The organism is Gallibacter intestinalis, assembly GCF_014982745.1.
In the GTDB taxonomy this organism is placed as follows: Bacteria; Bacillota; Clostridia; order Peptostreptococcales; family Anaerovoracaceae; genus Gallibacter; species Gallibacter intestinalis.
Genome location: NZ_JADCKA010000005.1, coordinates 65,355 through 84,917, shown reverse-complemented (window position 1 = coordinate 84,917; position 19,563 = coordinate 65,355). Strand labels below are relative to the sequence as shown.

Annotated in this window: 19 protein-coding genes; 2 read left to right on the top strand and 17 right to left on the bottom strand. The window is 42.7% G+C overall.

The window, feature by feature from the left end:
* Nucleotides 1-23: 23 nt before the first annotated feature.
* From INF20_RS04305 to INF20_RS04255, 11 genes are all read right to left on the bottom strand, one after another.
* On the bottom strand, nt 24-404 hold the full coding sequence (locus INF20_RS04305; RefSeq protein ID WP_226385147.1) for a DUF2752 domain-containing protein: 381 nt from the start codon (nt 402-404) through the stop codon (nt 24-26).
* 7 nt (nt 405-411) lie between these two features.
* Nucleotides 412-780 (bottom strand): DUF4234 domain-containing protein, encoded by a 369-nt coding sequence (locus INF20_RS04300; RefSeq protein WP_226385146.1) that lies wholly within the window; start codon nt 778-780, stop codon nt 412-414.
* A 79-nt stretch (nt 781-859) separates the two neighbouring features.
* The gene (locus tag INF20_RS04295; protein WP_226385145.1) at nt 860-1,534 is read right to left on the bottom strand and encodes an ABC-2 transporter permease; all 675 of its coding nucleotides are present in this window, start codon (nt 1,532-1,534) and stop codon (nt 860-862) included.
* On the bottom strand, nt 1,531-2,379 hold the full coding sequence (locus INF20_RS04290; protein ID WP_226385144.1) for an ATP-binding cassette domain-containing protein: 849 nt from the start codon (nt 2,377-2,379) through the stop codon (nt 1,531-1,533). Before INF20_RS04290 ends, INF20_RS04295 begins: the two co-directional genes overlap by 4 nt.
* Nucleotides 2,380-2,383: 4 nt before the next feature.
* Nucleotides 2,384-2,755 carry a GntR family transcriptional regulator gene (locus INF20_RS04285; RefSeq protein ID WP_226385143.1) on the bottom strand — a complete coding sequence of 124 codons (372 nt, stop codon included), beginning with the start codon at nt 2,753-2,755 and terminating at the stop codon, nt 2,384-2,386.
* A 116-nt stretch (nt 2,756-2,871) separates the two neighbouring features.
* Nucleotides 2,872-4,056, bottom strand: a complete 1,185-nt coding sequence (locus tag INF20_RS04280; protein WP_226385142.1) for an aminotransferase-like domain-containing protein — start codon at nt 4,054-4,056, stop codon at nt 2,872-2,874.
* A 13-nt stretch (nt 4,057-4,069) separates the two neighbouring features.
* Nucleotides 4,070-4,744: an ATP-binding protein gene (locus INF20_RS04275; RefSeq protein ID WP_226385141.1), complete on the bottom strand. Its 675-nt coding sequence runs from the start codon at nt 4,742-4,744 to the stop codon at nt 4,070-4,072.
* A 15-nt stretch (nt 4,745-4,759) separates the two neighbouring features.
* Entirely contained in the window at nt 4,760-5,299 is a 540-nt protein-coding gene (locus INF20_RS04270) for a 2-oxoacid:acceptor oxidoreductase family protein (protein ID WP_226385140.1), read from the bottom strand.
* A gap of 5 nt (nt 5,300-5,304) precedes the next feature.
* Nucleotides 5,305-6,048 (bottom strand): thiamine pyrophosphate-dependent enzyme, encoded by a 744-nt coding sequence (locus INF20_RS04265; RefSeq protein ID WP_226385139.1) that lies wholly within the window; start codon nt 6,046-6,048, stop codon nt 5,305-5,307.
* Complete coding sequence (gene vorB / locus INF20_RS04260) at nt 6,049-7,131, bottom strand: 3-methyl-2-oxobutanoate dehydrogenase subunit VorB (protein ID WP_226385138.1); 1,083 nt, start codon at nt 7,129-7,131, stop codon at nt 6,049-6,051.
* Nucleotides 7,132-7,133: 2 nt separating this feature from the next.
* Nucleotides 7,134-7,355, bottom strand: a complete 222-nt coding sequence (locus INF20_RS04255) for a 4Fe-4S binding protein (RefSeq protein WP_226385137.1) — start codon at nt 7,353-7,355, stop codon at nt 7,134-7,136.
* 286 nt (nt 7,356-7,641) lie between these two features.
* Between INF20_RS04255 and INF20_RS04250 the strand changes: the two genes are divergently transcribed.
* On the top strand, nt 7,642-8,379 hold the full coding sequence (locus tag INF20_RS04250; protein WP_226385136.1) for a helix-turn-helix domain-containing protein: 738 nt from the start codon (nt 7,642-7,644) through the stop codon (nt 8,377-8,379).
* Between the two features lie 150 nt (nt 8,380-8,529).
* Here INF20_RS04250 and INF20_RS04245 read toward each other — a convergent pair whose 3' ends face one another.
* Nucleotides 8,530-9,642 carry a C40 family peptidase gene (locus INF20_RS04245; RefSeq protein WP_226385135.1) on the bottom strand — a complete coding sequence of 371 codons (1,113 nt, stop codon included), beginning with the start codon at nt 9,640-9,642 and terminating at the stop codon, nt 8,530-8,532.
* A 258-nt stretch (nt 9,643-9,900) separates the two neighbouring features.
* Here INF20_RS04245 and INF20_RS04240 point away from each other — a divergent pair, with 258 nt between their 5' ends.
* Nucleotides 9,901-10,434, top strand: a complete 534-nt coding sequence (locus tag INF20_RS04240; RefSeq protein ID WP_226385134.1) for a flavodoxin family protein — start codon at nt 9,901-9,903, stop codon at nt 10,432-10,434.
* 41 nt (nt 10,435-10,475) lie between these two features.
* On the opposite strand, the gene INF20_RS04235 is transcribed toward INF20_RS04240, so the two are convergent.
* The 5 genes from INF20_RS04235 to sstT form a co-directional block, all read right to left on the bottom strand.
* On the bottom strand, nt 10,476-11,579 hold the full coding sequence (locus INF20_RS04235) for a peptidoglycan DD-metalloendopeptidase family protein (protein WP_226385133.1): 1,104 nt from the start codon (nt 11,577-11,579) through the stop codon (nt 10,476-10,478).
* A 243-nt stretch (nt 11,580-11,822) separates the two neighbouring features.
* Entirely contained in the window at nt 11,823-13,169 is a 1,347-nt protein-coding gene (gene brnQ / locus INF20_RS04230; RefSeq protein ID WP_226385132.1) for a branched-chain amino acid transport system II carrier protein, read from the bottom strand.
* Nucleotides 13,170-13,183: 14 nt separating this feature from the next.
* Nucleotides 13,184-14,518, bottom strand: coding sequence for an acetyl-CoA hydrolase/transferase C-terminal domain-containing protein (locus INF20_RS04225; protein ID WP_226385131.1), 1,335 nt, complete (start codon nt 14,516-14,518; stop codon nt 13,184-13,186).
* Between the two features lie 83 nt (nt 14,519-14,601).
* The gene (gene nifJ / locus INF20_RS04220) at nt 14,602-18,120 is read right to left on the bottom strand and encodes a pyruvate:ferredoxin (flavodoxin) oxidoreductase (protein WP_226385130.1); all 3,519 of its coding nucleotides are present in this window, start codon (nt 18,118-18,120) and stop codon (nt 14,602-14,604) included.
* A gap of 185 nt (nt 18,121-18,305) precedes the next feature.
* Nucleotides 18,306-19,529 (bottom strand): serine/threonine transporter SstT, encoded by a 1,224-nt coding sequence (gene sstT, locus INF20_RS04215; RefSeq protein ID WP_226385129.1) that lies wholly within the window; start codon nt 19,527-19,529, stop codon nt 18,306-18,308.
* Nucleotides 19,530-19,563 lie beyond the last annotated feature (34 nt).

Below are 19,563 nucleotides of genomic sequence, written 5' to 3'. Positions count from 1 at the left end.
ATATTTATCCTCCTTATAATCCTTTAAATCAGATTTCTTAAAATGCCGAAAACCACAAAACACGCTATGAGAGCAACGGCAATCCTGCCACTTATCTTTGAATTTGTAAGTTTTCCGTCATTTACATATGATACTGTCATTTCCGCCAATATAAACAGTATAAAGGGCAGAGAAATAAGCAGCATACCATTACTTTTAAATGCCCCGATAAAGTCCAGCTGAAACAGATTTAAAAACATGCGAGTTGCACCGCAGCCAGGACACAGATAGCCGGTCAGGCTTCTGAAGGGGCAAGGCAGATAAAAGTTTAGCCTTATCATTACAAAGGAAGCGGCAATTCCCATCAGAATCGCCCCTCCCCATATAATAATCGCTTTTTTCTTTCTCTCTTTTATTTCTGTCATAGATGCCTTACATTCTTCCCATATCTCTCATGGCTTCTTTATAAATCAAAGTATTATTTATTTCGTTCTGTGCCAATGCATATACGATAATGCCAAGGCCAAACAATTCAAGTATCAAATATACTATCCTATCATCGGAGCTTCCGCCGCCTCTTTTTTCCTTCATAATACCTGTTTTTATTCCCATACGATAAGCCCAGTATATGCCATAAATGCCGCATGTCACCAGTGTAAGCAAGAATGCAATACCGCCGGAAGTATCATCTTCACCTGAATGCTGATTTACCTCATCGGTCAAAACTATAAACCAGTAGATGCCGTATATACCGCAGGTTATAATTGTCAACAGTATGCTTACAGGCAAGCTTCTTTCCATTTCTTACTCCTTCGTTTAACATAGTTATAAGCTTTCGCCTGTTATTATAGCATATGCACATAAGTTGCGAAACGATAAACTAAAATTCCTTTTTATATATTACTTTCTGAGCTAGATACCAAGATATAAGAACTATTATCCCCGTAACCACAAGCAATAGAATTGAAAATGACATTTTCCCCAGACTTCCCAAAGACTCAATCAATCCATCTATGTCTATATCATACAAACTTAATATTTTAGCAAAAGCATAACAAGCTATGAAAATCACTACACAAGCCACCAGTACTGCAAATACACCTTTTTGTGATCCAAATTTAAGATATGTCGGAATACCTATGGAAGCAATCACCATACTTGCACATGTGAGACTAATCAAAGTGTACGCTCCTTCTTCCAAATTAGTCTGATTTCCTGTCATGTTGCTACTGATTATCATAAGTACCACAGCAATAACCGAAGCCGCTACTGCAGCCAACAAGCATGTAAGATATTTCGATGTCACATACATTTTCCTTGTAAATGGCATGGTCATAAGATAAATGAATCCATTATCCGCCTCATCGTATGAAATCGTCATAAGCCCCATGACTGCACCTATCATAACAAGATATCCACACATAAAGCCCGTACTGAAGCTTCCATTTTTTGTTGCACTGGTTAACGTTATTACCGCAACTACAACCAGTAGTATCGCTATCATAAAGTCCTGCTGCTTTATGAAAAGCATATCTTTTTTTAACAGTCCTTTCATTTTTCATCACCTCTTGCCATAAGGGATATAATATCGTCTACATTTCCCCTTTCAATAACGATACCGGAATAGTTCTCTTCATAGTAGTTGCGCCTGTCGGTCAGAGCTATAACACCAGTTTTTTCTTTTTTGATTTTCAATAAAAATTCTTTATCGATTTTTTCATACTGATCATATGTCATTTTCAATATTCCATATCCGTCTCTAATAGTATCAGTTTCCTCATGAAGCAAAATCTGTCCGTCTTCTATCAGATATACATCATCGCAAAGACCTTCGATATCACCGGAAATATGAGAACTTATAAGCACAGACCGTTCACCGTCCATCATATATTCTCTTATCATGTCAGCCATATCCCTTCTTGCCACCACATCAAGGCCTGCCGTCGGCTCATCTAGAATCAAAAGTCTTGCACCGTAAGATGTTACTGCTATTATTTTAAGCTTTGCTATCATTCCGCTTGAAAACTTTTTAATGCTTTTATTTAAAGGAAGTTCCCATGCCTTGCACCTTTCCAAAAAGCCATTTTTATCAAATTTAGGATACATAGACTCCATAAGAGAGGCGATTTCCTTCACTTTAAAATATTGGCTAAATCCACTGTCCGAAAAGACGGCACCAAGCATACGCTTCTTTTCGATTTCGCTATAAAATCCCTCATCATTAAAGACTTCTATATCTCCATCGTCCATTTTGACAAGTCCCATGATTGCCTTGAAAAGTGTACTTTTGCCTGCACCGTTTCGACCTATTAACCCAGTAATGTAGCCTTTTTTTACTTCAAGGCTCACATCGAGACAGAAGTCTCCATAATTCTTTTTCAATCCTCTAACCTTAAGCATATTCTTATCCTTCCATTAAAAGCCTTACAAGCTCAATGATTTCATCGTCGCTCATGGAACAGGCTCTGGCTTTTATTATTGCCTTCTCAAAAGCATCTTCTGTCACTTTTAAGGCCTCTTCCCTTGCCAGTTCTCTATTAGTGGAAGCAACAAAGCTCCCTTTGCCATGAACTGTAACGATAAATCCGGCTTCTTCCAAAGTATCGTAAGCTTTTTTAACAGTAAGTGCACTGATGCGAAGATCCTTTGCCAAACTTCTTACAGATGGCAACGGGTCGTGCTCAGCGAGCCTATCAGTTAAAATAAGCTGTTTCACTTGATCCACTATTTGCTCGTAAATAGGTTGCATTGATGTGTTGTTTATAACTATGTTCATAGACGCGTCCTTTCTGTTATATAAACACTATATAACAGTATATAACACTTGTCAAGGCATAATAATAGAACGACCTGTAAAAACAGGCCGTCCTAAAACGTACATCCTATTCGGATTTATTTCATGTTCGCTTTTATAACCTTTGCGAGTCTCTTTACACCTTCAACGATCTTGTCGTCAGGCATGTTGGAGTAGTTCATTCTGAATGTGTTCTTAGTGTTTCCATCAGGATAGAATCCTTCGCCAGGTACGTAAGCAACATTTTCCTTAAGAGCTTCCTTAGCAAGAACTGCAGCGTCCATGTATTCTGGAAGTTCAACCCACAGGAACAGTCCGCCAGTTGGTTTTGCAAACTTAACTTCTGGTGGGAACTCTTCTTTCATTGTGTTGTACATAAGGTCTCTTCTCTTGCCGTAAACTTCAACAAGTTTAGCAACATGAGCGTCCAGATCGTACATTTCTATCCACTTAGCAGTTTCCATCTGGGAAATAGTGGATGCCTGAAGAGCTGCTGCCTGAGCCATGAAGTTGTACTTGTCAAGGATTTCGCCATCAGCGCAAACCCATCCAAGTCTGTAACCAGGAGCCAGAATCTTGGAGAATGTTCCAAGGTAAACTACCAGGCCCTTAGTATCCAGAGACTTCAGAGCAGGCTGAGCTTCGCCTTCAAATCTCAGTTCACCATATGGGTTATCTTCGATTACAGGAATTTCATACTTGTTGATGATTTCCATGAACTTCTGTCTTCTTTCCAGGCTCCAAGTTCTGGAGGATGGGTTCTGGAAGTCAGGAATTACATAAATCATCTTAACTCTGTCTTCCTTTTCAAGGATCTTTTCAAGTTCTTCCATGATCATGCCGCCATCATCAGTAGGAACTTCGATGAATCTTGGTTCGCATGTCTTGAACGCGTTAAGAGCGCCCAGGTATGAAGGGCTTTCGATAAGAACGATATCATCCTTATCCAGGAATACTCTTCCGGAGTAATCCAGACCCTGCTGTGATCCGCTTGTAACGAGGATATTATCAACTGTAGTGTGGATATTGTTCTTTGCAGCCATTCTGTCAACGATCTGCTGTCTCAGAGGAACATATCCTTCTGTTGATGAATACTGCATCGCAGCCTGTCCCATTTCTTCCATAACGGCATTAGCTGCTTTTTCCATCTGTTCTACTGGGAACAGTTCAGGAGCAGGCATACCGCCGGCAAAAGAAATAATTTCAGGTTTAGCTGTCAGCGCCAAAAGTTCTCTGATAGCAGAACCCTTTAACAGTTCCATTCTTGAAGCAAATCTAATCATTTGATCCTTCCTTTCACTGAAGCCAGGACGGTCTCATAAAGAGATGTATAGGTGTTACTTCTATGCCGTCCAGTTCTTCTTCTTTGATATTGTTTAATATTTTCTCGTTGCAGTAAGAACCAATAATCGGAATATCAAGCAATTCGGATACCTCTTTGCACAATTTATATCCTTTCTTGATGTCTGCTGCACTCGTTTCAGACAATAAATGAGTATTGTTGATGATACCGTCCACCTTTAAGCCGGTTTCCACCTGAATGGCATCAAGATGATGCAGACAGCCCGAGACCGTAGAGGTCTCAGGTCTGTTTGCATTTATAACAAATATCATCTCACAGTCATCTGCAAGGAAATACTTTCTGAACTGGTTCAGAACCCTTGCTCCCGAGTCATCGCCACCGGCGTCAACTATGGTGTGATAGTCTTTGTTCTCAAGAGGCTTTTTGATGGCCGCAGACAAAGCCGGTAAGTCCTGTGTAATATCGTAACCGAAAGAGTTGTGGAAAACTTCAATACCCATGTCTTCCATCATATCCTGTCTCTCACGGCTTCTGAAATAAGGATTAGCTATGTCAAGGTCAACTATGGCCACTTTATCATACTGTTTCTTCAGTTCAGTAACCATATTCACCGATAGTTCACTTTTGCCGCTTCCGTAATGTCCGGTAATGATTCTGATCCGTTTCATGTTCAAAAATTCTCCTTATTCGTCCCAAGCTTCCAGTGCCTGCAGGTTAGCAGGTATCAGCTTAGCTTTCTTGCCTGTGAATACTTTGTTAAATACTTTTTCCATGATAGCAAGGCTAACAACACCAGTCTTTCTGATGATTGCGCCCAGCATTACCATGTTAGCTGTCTTAGCATTGCCTATTTTAGATTCAGCAACTTCGTTGCAGTCTACTCTGTAGATGTTAATGTCAGATCTTGTAGGCTCGATGTCTACAATTGAAGTGTTGATGAACAGGTCTCCACCTGGCTTGAGGTCCTTTTCGAACTTCTCAAGGGAAGGTCCGTTCATAACGATCAGTACGTCGAAGTCTTTAGTTACAACCGGTGAAGCGATAGGGCTGCTGGAGATATTAACTGTACAGTTTGCCACACCGCCTCTCATTTCAGGACCATAGGATGGCATCCATGTAACTTCCTTATCTTCATACATTGCTGCATAAGAGAGCATCTGTCCTATCAGCAGTACGCCCTGTCCGCCGAATCCGGCGATCAATATTTTCTTAACGTCACTCATTAGTCCTACACCTCCTCTGGACACTTGAACTGTTTAACTGGGTAGTAAGGGATCATGTTTTCTCTGAGCCACTTGATGGCATCTGTAGGAGTCAGTCCCCAGTTTGTAGGACAAGTAGACAGGATTTCTACGAAAGCAAATCCCAGCTTCTTTTCCTGTACGTCGAAAGCTCTTTCGATAGCCTTCTTAGCTTTTCTTACATCTCCAGGAGTTGTAACAGTAACTCTTTCTACATAAACAGCTCCGTCAATCTGAGAGATAATTTCAGACATCCTGAGTGGGAATCCCTGCTTCTTAGGGTCTCTACCGTCTACGCATGTAGTAGCCTTCTGACCTACCAGTGTAGTAGGAGCCATCTGACCGCCTGTCATACCGTAGATAGCATTATTGATGAAGAATGTGCAGAACTTTTCGCTTCTTTCAGCTGCGTGAATAATTTCCGCAGTACCGATGGAAGCCAGGTCTCCGTCGCCCTGGTATGTGAATACAGGTGCGTCAGGATGAACTCTCTTGATACCGGATGCAACGGCTGGAGCTCTTCCGTGTGGAGATTCGAGCATATCGATATTCATGTACTGATGTGCTACGATGGAGCAGCCTACAGGAGATACGCCGATTGCATCGCCCAGCTGTCCTCTTTCATCAAGAACTTCCATGATGAGTCTGTGCGCGATACCGTGAGTACATCCCGGACAGTAGTGAAGTTCCTTTTCGCGCATTCCCTTTGTATATTCAAAAACTGGTTTCACTTATTTCACCTCCAAAATCTCTTTAGTTCTTGCTACGACTTCGTCTGGGTCGAGGAGCATTCCGCCGTATCTGTTGATCAGTGATACTGGGTATTTTCCTCCAAGAACGTATTTAACGTCGTGCATCAGCTGTCCGCCCTTGGAAAGCTCAACGGAAATAACATGTTTAACATTATCGCCGAGTTTTTCAAATGCTTTCGCTGGGAACGGCCACAGAGTCTTAGGTCTGATCATACCAACTTTGATGCCTTCCGCTCTGAGAGCCTGTATAGCTTCCTTAGCTACTCTGGAAGTGGAACCGTATGCTACGAATACTACTTCAGCGTCGTCGAGCATAACTTCTTCCCAATCCTGAAGTTCTCTCTCAGCCTTTTCGTACTTAGGCCAGTATTCGTCGATGTAGTTTTCGAGAAGATCCTGCTGCAGCCATACGGAGTTCATTGCATGTCTTTCTCTCTTGTTCTTATGTCCTGTGAGAGCCCATGGCTTAACTGCGGCAATTGCTTCATCGCCCATTGCTGCTTCCTTAGCTTCAGGAAGAGCAACTGGTTCCATCATCTGACCGATAGTACCGTCAGCGCAGACAATAACAGGGTTTCTGTATTCGTCAGCAACATCAAATGCATGGTAAATCATGTCGCATGCTTCCTGGATGGAGCTTGGTGCGAATACGATTGTATGGTAGTCACCATTACCGCCGCCTTTTGTTACCTGTTCATAGTCAGCCTGTGAAGCCTGAATAGAACCGATACCAGGGCCGCCTCTCATTACGTTGATAAGAACGATAGGTACTTCTACTGAAGAGAGCAGGGAAATGGATTCCTGCATCAGTGCAATACCAGGGGATGAAGATGAGAGAAGAACTCTTCCGCCTGAAGCTGCAGCACCGTATGCCATGTTGACAGCTTCAAGTTCACTTCCTGCCTGGATAAATGCTCCGCCTGCATTTGCAAGTTCTCTTGACATGTATTCAGGTACTTCGTTCTGTGGTGTGATTGGATATCCAAAGTAATATCTGCATCCAGCATTGATCGCTGCCTTGGCGAATGCTTCATTACCTTTCAGTAACTGTTTTTCACTCATCTTTACGCCTCCTCTTTATAAACATTGATGATTCCGTCAGGACACATTAGCGCGCAGCTTGCACAAGCGATACATTCATCAGGATCTGTAACGTATACGTTGTGGTAGCCCTTCTTGTTTACTTTAACTTCTTCCAAAGCTAAAATGTTTTTCGGACAAACAGAAACGCAAAGCTCGCAGCCTTTACATCTGTCCTCTCTGATTGTTAATTTTCCTTTTGCCAATTTGACTCACATCCTTTTCTTTAAAAATTTAGCAATCTAAGACATAATTTTACTGCTTTAATTTTACTCTATTTTCTGTCAAATTCCAAGATATGCGAGTTTCGTTAAAGTAAACAAATATTGTCTTTATAGTCTTTTGGATATGTTTTTTGCAGATTTTTCAGAATTTTTATTCAAACCTTATTAAAATGTCAGATAATTTACGCATTTTTTCCTTTTCACGAAACTTTTACATTGACGGTACATAATAAAATAAAGTAAAATGAGTACATAGGGAGGTAGAAAAATGAGTAAAATCACAGAGCATGTAGGACAGCGCATCCGCACATGCAGAAAAAAGAAAGGCTATACCATCGAGGAATTTTCCAAGATGATTAACAAAAGTAAAGCCACTCTTTCCAAATACGAGAACGGTTCCATAGCAATCGACATAGATACCTTGCTGGATATTGCCGAAGCTTTGGAAATGGATTTGTCCCATCTGGTGGATTATATTTCACCTAAATCCAAAAGGCCTGCGGCCCACGGCAACTCGTATTTTAACAGTGCTTATTTTTATGTCTATTATTACGACGGTCGAGGCAGACGCCTTATCAAATCCTTAATGCGCCTGTCCCACAACGAGGACTATCAGAGTTCCGTCGGCATAACCCTTTATAAAGGCGTAAAGGATTTTTCCGATTATGACAACTGTGAAAACATATATAGCGGTACTCTGGAAAGCTTTGATGCAACTTCCCACGCCACTCTAATAAATCAGATTAACAAGTCAGAGCGTATACATCTGCTCCTTATGAATCCGATGCAGAGAGAGGCTCCGGCTGTAGGACTTTTGGCGGGAATCGGAGATCCACCGTACTTTTCACCGGTAGCCATAAAGATTGTCGTTTCCAAATACATACTCAAAGAAGACGATGTCTTTAATAAGGTGATAATGATAAACAAAAATGAGCTTAAGCAATACAAGCAGCACAATATGATGCTTGTTGGACCGGAAAATTACATATCGCTTCCTACGGAATAAAAAGCAGGGCTTTCCCATTATTGAGAAGGCCCGTTTTTTATGTATATGTCAGATTGCGATTCTGATTTTTATATATTATACACAAAAAAATGCACGGAATATATTATCCGTGCATAAATTTCTATATTTTACGATTAATCTTTGACTATATTACACAAGTCTTCTAAAGCTGCATCCCTGCCAGATTGCCTGTGTCTTTACACACTGTCCTGGTGCAGGTGCATGTACCATCATGCCGCCGCCTACATAGATTCCTACATGTCCTGGCATTACTACCAGATCTCCAGGTCTTGCCTGGCTTGCTGATACTGCATATCCGCATCCTGCCTGTCCGCCAGAGCTATGTGGCAAGCTTACTCCAAATGCTCTATATACATACATTGTAAAGCCTGAGCAGTCAAATCCTGATGGGCTTGCTCCGCCCCATACATAAGGTACTCCGTGGAAGCTCTGTGCATATCCTACGATACCACCGCTTGTTGATGCGTTATAGCTTGGAGCCTTGTATGTCTTGTTGCTTGAGCTTGAAGCACTGCTATTTGCTCTTGTACTTGTTGTAGTTGCTGCTACTTCTGTTACTTCTGGTTCAGGTTCCTTTGTTCCCTTTGCAACTACTTCTGTTACTGGCTGTGCTGTTATCTCTTCGGAGAATACTTCTGTGCTCTTAACTTTTCCGTTAACTACGATGCTTTCTCCTGTTACTATCTTTGCTCCATCCTTACCTTCTGTAGTTACCTTTGTTTCACCCTTTTCCAGTTCGTCTGTTTCAACTGTCTTTGTTTCATGGGCGATTGCCTGCTTTGCTACTACTGGCTGCTTTACTACGATTTCAAAGTATGGATCTGATGTTTCGTTCTGAGCAAGTATATCTTCTGTTGCTTCAGATATTGTCTTTACATCTACAGCTTCTGCTGTTACATATTCCTTTTCCACTACCTTGATGGCTGGTGTTACCATTGCAGTTTCAAGGCTGTTATCCTTGCCGTACTGCTTTTTGATATTTTCCACTACCATGTTGGCATCTGATTTTGACTGGAGCACTGCTATTTCTTCGTCTCCTGCCATTATTGCGTGAGGTGTGCCTTCTCCGCTGCTTGCTGCGTATGCTACTCCTGCAGCTGCATCATACAGTACGAAGGTTCCCAGCATCATCACTGTAAGTCCCACACATATAAGTTCCTTTGTTTTTCTCTTAAGACCTCTCACGTTGTCGTATGCTTTTTTAAGCGTCGCTTCGAGGCTTTTGTGTTCAAAGTTAATCATAAATGTCTCCTTAAAGTCTTTAGCGTTTCCGCTTTTTGCTACGGTGCTATATTACATGATGGTCTTTGTTTGGGTCAAGGAATATCACATTCTTTCACTTTTCTTCACTTTTTCTTCACAAAAGTGACAATTTAAGTTCACATTCGCTTAACATAAGACTTTATATATTTTCATTTTTTAACAAATTGATGATAGAACATAGTTCTTCATAGTGAGATAATTATATAAAATTGATTTCATTTTATGGAGGAATACAAAATGAAAAACATTCTGGTCATATATGGTTCTAAATACGGCTCCTCTGAGCAATATGCTCATATGATTGAAAAAAATATAAAATGTAAAACGGTAAAAGCAGAGTCTATCACTTCCGATATGATAAAATCCGCATGCATGTTAATCTTCATCGGTGGCATTTATGCTGGCAAGCTGAAAGGACTTGATGCCTTACATAAAAAAATACACCTCTTTAACGGCAATAAGGTTATCCTTATCGCAGTAGGTGCCAGCCCATACGACGAATCCGCAGTCAAACATCTCCGAGAAAAATGTACCAAAGGATTTCCTGAAGGAACAGCTTTCTTCTACGCTAGAGGATCTTATAACGAAAATGGTATGACTTTCACAGATCGCACCATGTGTCGAATGCTTAGGAAATCAATCTCAAAGAAAGCCCCTGATGAACTTGAACCTTGGATGATTGCAATGCTTGAAGCAGGAGAAAATAGTTGTAGCTGGGTAAACGAATCTTACCTTCAGCCAGTATATACATACATAAAAGCCGCGCAGTAGTTGCACGGCTTTTGCTTTACAAATCATATTTTAATTATTTCCTACAGGTAATTATATGGATTTACATGGCTTCCGCCCAGCCATACTTCAAAATGCAGATGAGTTGCCACAGAATCCCCTGTGCTTCCGCAGTAGGAAATTGTCTGTCCCTTGGACACCTTCTGGCCTACGCTTACAGCAAGAGAACTGTTATGAGCATATTTTGTCTTAAGTCCGTTAGAATGCTGTATTACAACCTGATATCCGTAGCTATAATGCCAGCCAGCTTCCACAACGGTACCTCCGTCTGCTGCGACTATAGGAGCGCCATAGCTTCCGGCTATATCTATACCCATATGGAACTCGTTACCGTATATAGGGCCTACTCTTCCGCCATATCCAGATACAACATTATGGCTGCTTGGGATAGGCCATGTAAAGCTTCCTGTTGTAGTACCAGAGCCCTGTGAGCTTGAAGTAGCTTTTGAGTTTGAGCTGCTTTGAGATGATGTTGCAGCCTTTTTAACTTCCTTTTCCTTAGTTCCCTTATGTATTACCTTGTCCACAGGCTTCTTTAAAACCTTTGTCTCAAGGATATTGGACTCCTTCTGCTGTCCGTTAACCAGCACAGTGTCTCCCATTATCAGAGAAACTCCGTTTTCACCTTCTGTAACTACCTTTGTCTTTCCCTCTTCAAGATCAGAATCCTCAACTGTCTTGGTTTTATATGGAACGCTTATCTTGCTGAGTCCAGAGCGTTTAACAGCAACTATAAAAATCGGTTCATCTCCGCTGTTCTTTTCTATAATGCTCTCAGCAGCATCTTTAGCGTCCATAACTTCAGGATCCTTTTCAGCCACGGCAGTTTCCACCGGCTTAACAGTTATAGCAGGACTTACAATAGCTTCCTCTGCACTGTCATTGGCACCGTAGCTATCCTTTATCAGTTCCACTGCCATTTCGCCTTCGTTATATGAGCCTACAACTGCAAGTTCAGTATCACCTGCCATAATAACATGGGATGTGTCTGATACATCCGCACCTGCGGCTCTTGCCTTTGATGCCACAGAAGCATCCCACCATACGAGGCTGACAGCCATAAACATAGCGATGCAAATCGCAGTCATTTTAAATCTATTAGAATTTTTATTCCAAATCATTTTCATGTGAAATCATTCCCTCTCTTTTTTCTAATGCTCACAATTCACATTTTACATATGAGCGATTTAGGGTCAAGACACTTAACATTTTCTTCAAATTTCCTTCACTTAATTTTAATTGAAATTAGGGCTACAGAGTAAAACTGCTGATACAAAAAATTGCACCGCGGATAAACCGCAGTGCAATTTTAAGTTTACTGTATTGTTCTGTCGACTGAGATCTTACAATCACTTATCCGATGGCTTAAATTAAGCAGCTCTCTTAGCTTCTACTTCTGCCATCTTAGGTCCAGGAATGATAAATCCGATAATCAGACCTACTATTGCAGGTACTACCCAGCCGAAGCCATATGTATCAAGTGGCAGGCTGTGGATCCAGTTCAGGCCTTCTACGCCAAATGTGTCGCAGATTGTCATGATCAAGCTCTGCAGGAAAGCGAGTCCAGCAGTGCAAACGTAAACGTTTCTCTTGAGGGACTGCTTTGAAGCGTATGAAAGCAGGAACAGTACGATTACTGGCGGATATACAAGACCGAGGATAGGTGCCGCAAATGCAACGATCTGCGAAAGTCCCAGGTTGCATATCAGAGTCGTCAGTATGCAAGTGATAACTACTGCTTTTCCGTAGCTCAGTTTACCATTAGAGATTCCTGAGAAGAAGTTAGCTGTAGCGGATGTCAGACCAATAGCTGTTGTCAGACATGCAAATGCTACGATAACTCCAAGGATGATAAGTCCTGGTCTTCCTACCAGTTCTTCAGCTATGTTAGCAAGAAGTCCTGCCTGGTTGATTGTGCCGGCAGCAACATCACTATGCCAGAGCTGACCTGTGGAAGCTCCAAGATATCCAAGTCCGCCGTATACCAGGCAGAGGAGGATAGCTGCAAGAACTGCAGCCTTAGCTGTCATTCCATTTGTTTCGCTCTTTTCAGTGTAGCCCTTGTCCTTAATGGAAGTGATGATAATCATACCAAAGAACAGTGCAGCCATACCGTCAAGAGTCTGGTATCCGTTGTAGATACCGTCTTTAACTGTAGTGTCAACCATTGCAGGCTGAATGTCTGCAGCTGGTGCTACAAAACCGATTACGATTATGATAGCCAGTGTGATCAGCAGTACAGGTGTCAGGATGTTACCTACGATGTCTACTACTCTGGATGGCTTAATAGTCAGTACCAGAACGATAGCAAAGTATACTACAGAGAATACAGCCAGTGCAATCTTGCTGTCGATTCCTGTGATAGGTGTGAATCCCATTTCAAATGTTGTAGCTGCTGTTCTTGGTGTAGCTACCAGTACGCCGATACAAAGTATCATGATAGCGTTGATAACAACACCCATTTTCTGACCTACAGTACCAGTGATCTTTTCGATATCACCGTCATATTTAATCAGTGAGAACAGTGCGATAAGTGCGATACCTGCGTCTGCGAGGATGAAGCAAACTACTCCAATCCACCAGTCAGGACCGGCTTTAACACCGAGTTCAGGCGGGAAAATCAGGTTTCCTGCGCCAAAGAACATTGCAAACAGCGCAAATCCGACCGTCATTACGTCAACGCCGCTGCGTCTCTTTTTGTTCAAGTTTTCACTCATTTTACCTCTCTCCTTTATCTCTTATTTGACTTTCTCCAGATTTTCTGCTCTTCAGCAGCTCTGATTAAGTCTTCTCTGTGATCCGGGTGAGCAAGAGAAATAAGTTTCTCTGCCTTTTCCCAAGTCGACAGACCCGCGAGATTTACAAGTCCATATTCGGTTACGAGGATGAAGCCCTGGCTTCTTGGGTCAGTAACGATATCGCCGTTGAAAGTAGGCACAATTCTTGATTTGAAGTTGCCCTGCTTATCAGTAAAGGACGATGTCATACAGATGAAGCTCTGACCGCCTTTGCCGTCAAAAGCTCCTGTCAGGAAGTCAAGCTGACCGCCCGTACCGCTTATGTGTCTCGTACCTGCACTCTCCGCGCAGATCTGACCGTAAAGGTCTACAGAAATACAGTTATTAATAGAAACAAAGTTGTCCAGCTGAGCAATGGTTTCAGGCGCATTTACGTAGTCGATAGGTGCAGTTACCAGACCAGGGTTTTCCTTAACCCAATCATAAAGGGACTGAGAACCAAGTGCGAAGCCAAATACTCCCTTGTTCTTATCGATGCTCTTGAGTCTGTTTGTAATCTTGCCTGCCTTGTACATATCCAGGTAAGCGTCTACAAGCAGCTCTGTGTGAATACCGAGATCCTTGAGATCCGACTGAGCTATCATCTGACCTACGGCATTAGGCATACCGCCGATACCAATCTGGATAGTTGAACCGTCTCTCATGTTCTCTACAACCATCTTTGCGATAGTTTCATCAATTTCTGTTGCAGCCGGTGTAGGAAGTTCCTTCAGAGGGCCGTGAGGGCCTTCTACTATCATATCAACTTCTGAAATATGAATGCTTTCGCCGAAGCCACCGAATACTCTTGGCAGATTTTCGTTGATTTCAAGAATAACAACATCAGCCTTATCCAGTGTAGCTCTTGCTGTAGCGTTGTTCACCGAGAAGTTGAAATAACCGTGTGCATCCATCGGTGGAACTGCCATCATTGCAACATTAACAGTGAGATATCTCTCGTAGTATGCAGCTACATTTCTGAATACCATAGGGATGTAGTTGCAAAGACCTCTGTCGCAGAGCTTTCTTTCATATCCTGAGCAGTGCCATGAGTTATAAGTGAAATGCTCTCTTTCAGGGTCACATTCTACAGCCTCAATAGGCTGCAGAATGAGATATCCCCTAATTTTTACATCTTCTAATTCATCTTTTCTCTTTGCGAGAGCAGCATCCAGCAATTCAGGGAAGCCCAGTGATACACTATAGTCAACCCAGTCGCCGCTTTTAACGACTTTGACTGCTTCTTCAGGAGTAGTCAGTTTCTGCTGGTACTCTTTAGTAAAATCCATAGTCTATAACCTCCTAAGTACATTCTTTTACAAATGCAAACATTAATGCTTTTTAGCAATATTATACTCTATTATACATGGAACTACTTGTTCTCTGCAAGATTTTTATAAAATTCATATCTTTCTTTTGCAGACGCTTCTGCTTCAGCAAACAGAGTTTTAGCATTTTCAGGGAAAGTGATATCCAGTGCGGAGTATCTTACTTCGCCTCTCATGAATTCAAGGAGATCCTTTGATGGTTCCTTGGAGTCAAGAGTGAGAACCTTAGTAGTTGGATTCCATCTGTACAGATTCCAGTATCCGGATTCTACGGCTGCCTTCATTTCTGCCTGAGCGTTGCTCATGCCCTTCTTGATACCGTGGTTGATACATGGAGCGTAGCAGATTATGATGGAAGGTCCCTTATGCTCTTCGGCTTCCTTGATTGCCTTAAGCAGCTGATTAGGGTTTGCACCCATAGCGCACTGAGCAACATAGATGTTGTCATATGTCATCATCAGTCTTCCAAGATCCTTCTTCTGAGTCTTCTTACCGGAAGCCTGGAACTGAGCAACGGCGCCGATAGGTGTAGCCTTTGAAGACTGTCCACCTGTGTTGGAGTAAACTTCTGTATCTACGATAAGAACGTTAACGTCTTCTCCCATGGCAAATACATGGTCAAGTCCGCCGTAACCGATATCGTATGCCCAGCCGTCTCCGCCGTACATCCACATTGTCTTCTTGTTGAGATGTTTTCTCTTTTCAAGAATTGTCTTAGCGACATCAGCGGCTTCTCCGGAAAGATCTCCTTCTTCCAGAACTGCGATAAGTTCTTCAGAAGCTATTGCAGAAGCATCCAGGTCGTCGTAAGTTTCAAACCATTTTTCGATGGCTGCCGCTTCCTTGCTGCCCGCATCTACCATGCCCTGAAGTTTTTCAACATCCATCTTAACATTTTCTCTCTGATGGATTACCGCAAGGCACATACCATATGAAAATTCAGCGTTGTTTTCAAACAGTGAGTTGGACCATGCAACACCCTTGCCCTTCTTGTTCTTGCAGTATGGCATACTTGGCATTGCAGCACCCCAAGCCTGAGTACATCCTGTAGCGTTGGCAAAGTACATCTTGTCACCGTACAGCTGAGTCAGAAGCTTAGCATAAGCTGTTTCTCCGCATCCTGCACATGCGCCAGAGAACTCAAGGAGTGGCTGATAGAACTGTGAACCCTTGATGGAGTACTTGTCTATGCCTTCTGTCTTTTCTTCGAGGGACATTGCGTATTCCCAGTTAGTCTGGTCAAGATCAACATCTTCAACCGGTACCATCTTGATAGCTTCTCCGCCCTTAGGACATGTAGCTACGCAGACTCCGCAGCTTGTGCAGTCAAGCGTTGATACCTGCATGCTGTACTTGTAGTTTTCAAGACCTTTGCCCTTTGCTTCAGTTACTACAAAGCCTTCAGGCTTAGCGGCAACTTCCTTTTCATCCAGCAGGAACGGTCTGATTACAGCATGAGGACATACATATGAACACTGGTTACACTGTATACATGCTGTTGGATCCCATACAGGAACTGCTGTTGCAATACCTCTCTTTTCGTATCTTGAAGTTCCCTGTGGCATTACGCCGTCCTTCATATCAACAAATGTGCTTACCGGCAGATCGTCACCCTTCTGAGCGTTGATAGGTACCAGTACATCGGAAATGATGGATGGAACATCCTTGGCATCAGCCTTAGCTTCGTCCTTTGCATCCTTCCAAGAAGCAGGGACATCAACCTTTACAGGAGCGTTGATACCTGCATCAACGGCTTCCATGTTCATGTTTACAATCTTTTCGCCCTTCTTACCGAATGTCTTTTTAACGGCTTCCTTCATATGCTTAACAGCATCGTCCACAGGAATTACCTGGGAAAGATTGAAGAATGCAGCCTGCAGTACCATGTTGGATCTGTTTCCAAGACCTATTTCCTGAGAGCACTTGTTAGCATCAACGATATAGAATTTAATGTCGTTGTTTGCAATATATCTCTTAACTTCTGCAGGAATATGTTCATCCAGTTCCTCAGGTGCCCAGTTGCAGTTGAGCAGGAATGTTCCGCCCGGCTTAAGCTCGGAAATAATGTCGTACTGTCTCAGATAGTTCTGATTGTGACAAGCGATGAAGTTTGCACTCTTAACCAGATATGTTGATCTGATAGGAGTATCTCCGAATCTCAAGTGGGACTTAGTGATACCAAAGGACTTCTTTGTATCATATTCAAAGTATGCCTGACAGTACTTATCTGTCTGGTCACCGATAATCTTAATGGAGTTCTTGTTGGCACCTACTGTACCGTCGGAGCCAAGACCCCAGAATTTGCAGCTTATTGTACCTTCGTTTTCGATTACGAAATCCTTGTCCAGTGCAAGGGATTTATGAGTTACATCGTCGTTGATACCGATTGTGAAGTGATTAATCGGTTCAGCGGCATCAAGATTGTCATAAACCGCCTTGATGCAGGCAGGATCTGTATCCTTTGAGGAAAGACCGTATCTTCCGGAAAGAATCATTGGTCTTTCACCGTCATATTCGTTATATGCGGAGCATACGTCTTCGTAGAGAGGTTCACCTACAGCACCTGCTTCCTTAACTCTATCTAAAACAGCAATCTTCTTAACTGTCTTAGGAATAGCGTTGAGCATGTGCTTTACGGAGAACGGTCTGTAAAGATGTACCTGCAGCAGACCCAGCTTCTGACCTTCGCCGTTGAGTCTGTCGATAACCTCCTGAGTTGCACCGCATACAGATCCCATTGCTATGATGAGCTTGTCTGCATCAGGAGCTCCGTAGTAGTTGAATATATGGTATTCTCTTCCTGTAATCTTTGAGATTTCAGTCATATAGCTTTCAACAATATCAGGAAGTGCTTCATAATCAGCGTTGTTTGCTTCTCTTACCTGGAAGTAGATATCAGGGTTCTGAACTGTTGATCTCATTGTAGGAGTTTCAGGGTTCATAGCCTCATCCTTCCACTTTCTCAGTGCTTCCTTGTCCAGCAGCTTTTCAAACTCATCGTATGTGAGAGCTTCAACCTTCTGAATTTCGTGGGAAGTTCTAAATCCGTCAAACCAGTGCAGGAATGGAATTCTGCCCTTGATGGCTGACAGATGTGCAACACCGGCCAGGTCCATGATTTCCTGTACGCTGCCTGTAGAAAGCATTGCAAAACCTGTCTGTCTGCAGTTCATTACATCGGAATGATCTCCGAAGATTGAGAATGCGTGTGTTCCGACAGTTCTTGCAGCCACATGCAGTACGCCCGGATGTCTCTGTCCTGAGATTCTGTGAAGAGTAGGAATCATCAGCATCAGACCCTGGGAGGATGTGAATGTGGTAGCTAGAGCACCGGATTCCAGGGCACCGTGAACGGCACCTGCAGCACCGGCTTCAGACTGCATTTCTACCAGTCTTACCTGCTGACCAAAAATGTTTTTCTTACCGTTTGCCGACCATTCGTCAGTCTTTTCCGCCATCGGAGAAGACGGTGTGATCGGGTAGATACCTGCAACTTCTGTAAAGGCATATGCGACGTATGCCGCAGCTTCGTTACCGTCTACGATTTTAATTACTTTGCTCATTTTGTCCTCCATTTGTATAAACACAAAACACTAAAAACATAAAAAAAACACAATAAATGTATCTTTATTTATTTTAATACTGAATTGTCAGAATCTCAATAAAATTTTGCTTAAGTACAATCTTAAAAAAAAAGAAGAAGCAGCCTTTTGGCCGCTTCTCGGTCACTTTAAAAGTGAAATGTTTTTTAGTATGGTATACCCTGCTTTCTTCTTTCAGCGTATTCAGCTGTAGCAGTGAACAGCGCGTCTGTAGAAGAGTTGAGTGCTGTTTCGCAGGAGTCCTGAATAACTCCGATGATGAAACCGATACCAACAACCTGCATAGCGATATCGTTGGAGATACCAAACAGGCTGCAGGCCAGTGGAACCAGCAGCAGAGAACCTCCGGCAACACCGGATGCTCCGCAGGCACTGATGGCAGATACGATACACAGCAGGATCGCTGTAGGCAGGTCTACCTCAACGCCAAGGGTATTAGTTGTTGCCAGTGTCAGTACAGAAATTGTAACCGCAGCACCGGCCATGTTAATAGTTGATCCCAGAGGGATAGATATTGAGTAAGTATCCTTGTCCAGACCCAGCTTTTCGCACAGGCTCATGTTTACAGGAATGTTGGCTGCGGAACTTCTTGTAAAGAACGCATACAGACCTGATTCTCTGATACATCTCCATACCAGCGGATAAGGGTTCTTTCTGATGTTTATAAACACAATAATCGGATTCATAACAAATGCTACGAACAGCATTGTTCCAACCAGGAGCAGTATGATTTTACCGTACTGTGCCAGGGAAGAAAATCCTGTGGAAGCGATGGCGTTGAACACCAGACCCATAACACCCAGAGGAGCGAACTTGATAACCCATCTAACGATCTGAGATACGCCGTCGGAAAGGTCAGCTATAACAGTCTTAGTAGTGTCGCTGGCATGCTTGATTGCAAGACCGAGCATAACAGCTGCCGCCAGAATACCGATGTAGTTGGCAGTTGCGATGGCGTTGATTGGATTGTCAACAACGCTCATGAGAAGATTTCTCATGACTTCAACGATTCCTCCCGGAGGAGCAACATCGCTGGATGAAGCATCAGGAAGTGCCAGTTCCAGTTTAAATATGAAGCTTGCGATAACCGCTACAGTACCAGCCAGGAATGTACCCAGAAGGTAGAGAACGATGATACGCTTCATGTTAGTTTTCTGTCCTGCTTTGTGCTGCGCGATAGCAGATGTAACCAGGAACAGTACCAGTACAGGAGCTACTGCTTTGAGGGCTCCTACAAACAGGTCTCCGAAGAAAGGTATAAATGAGAGCTGTTCAGGGAAGAGCAGCGCAAGGATTATACCTATAATGAGACCAATGATGATCTGCTGAACAAGACTCATCTTGTTCCAGAACTTAACGATTGATTTCACTTGTAAAACCTCTCTTTTCTTATAGAATTAACTT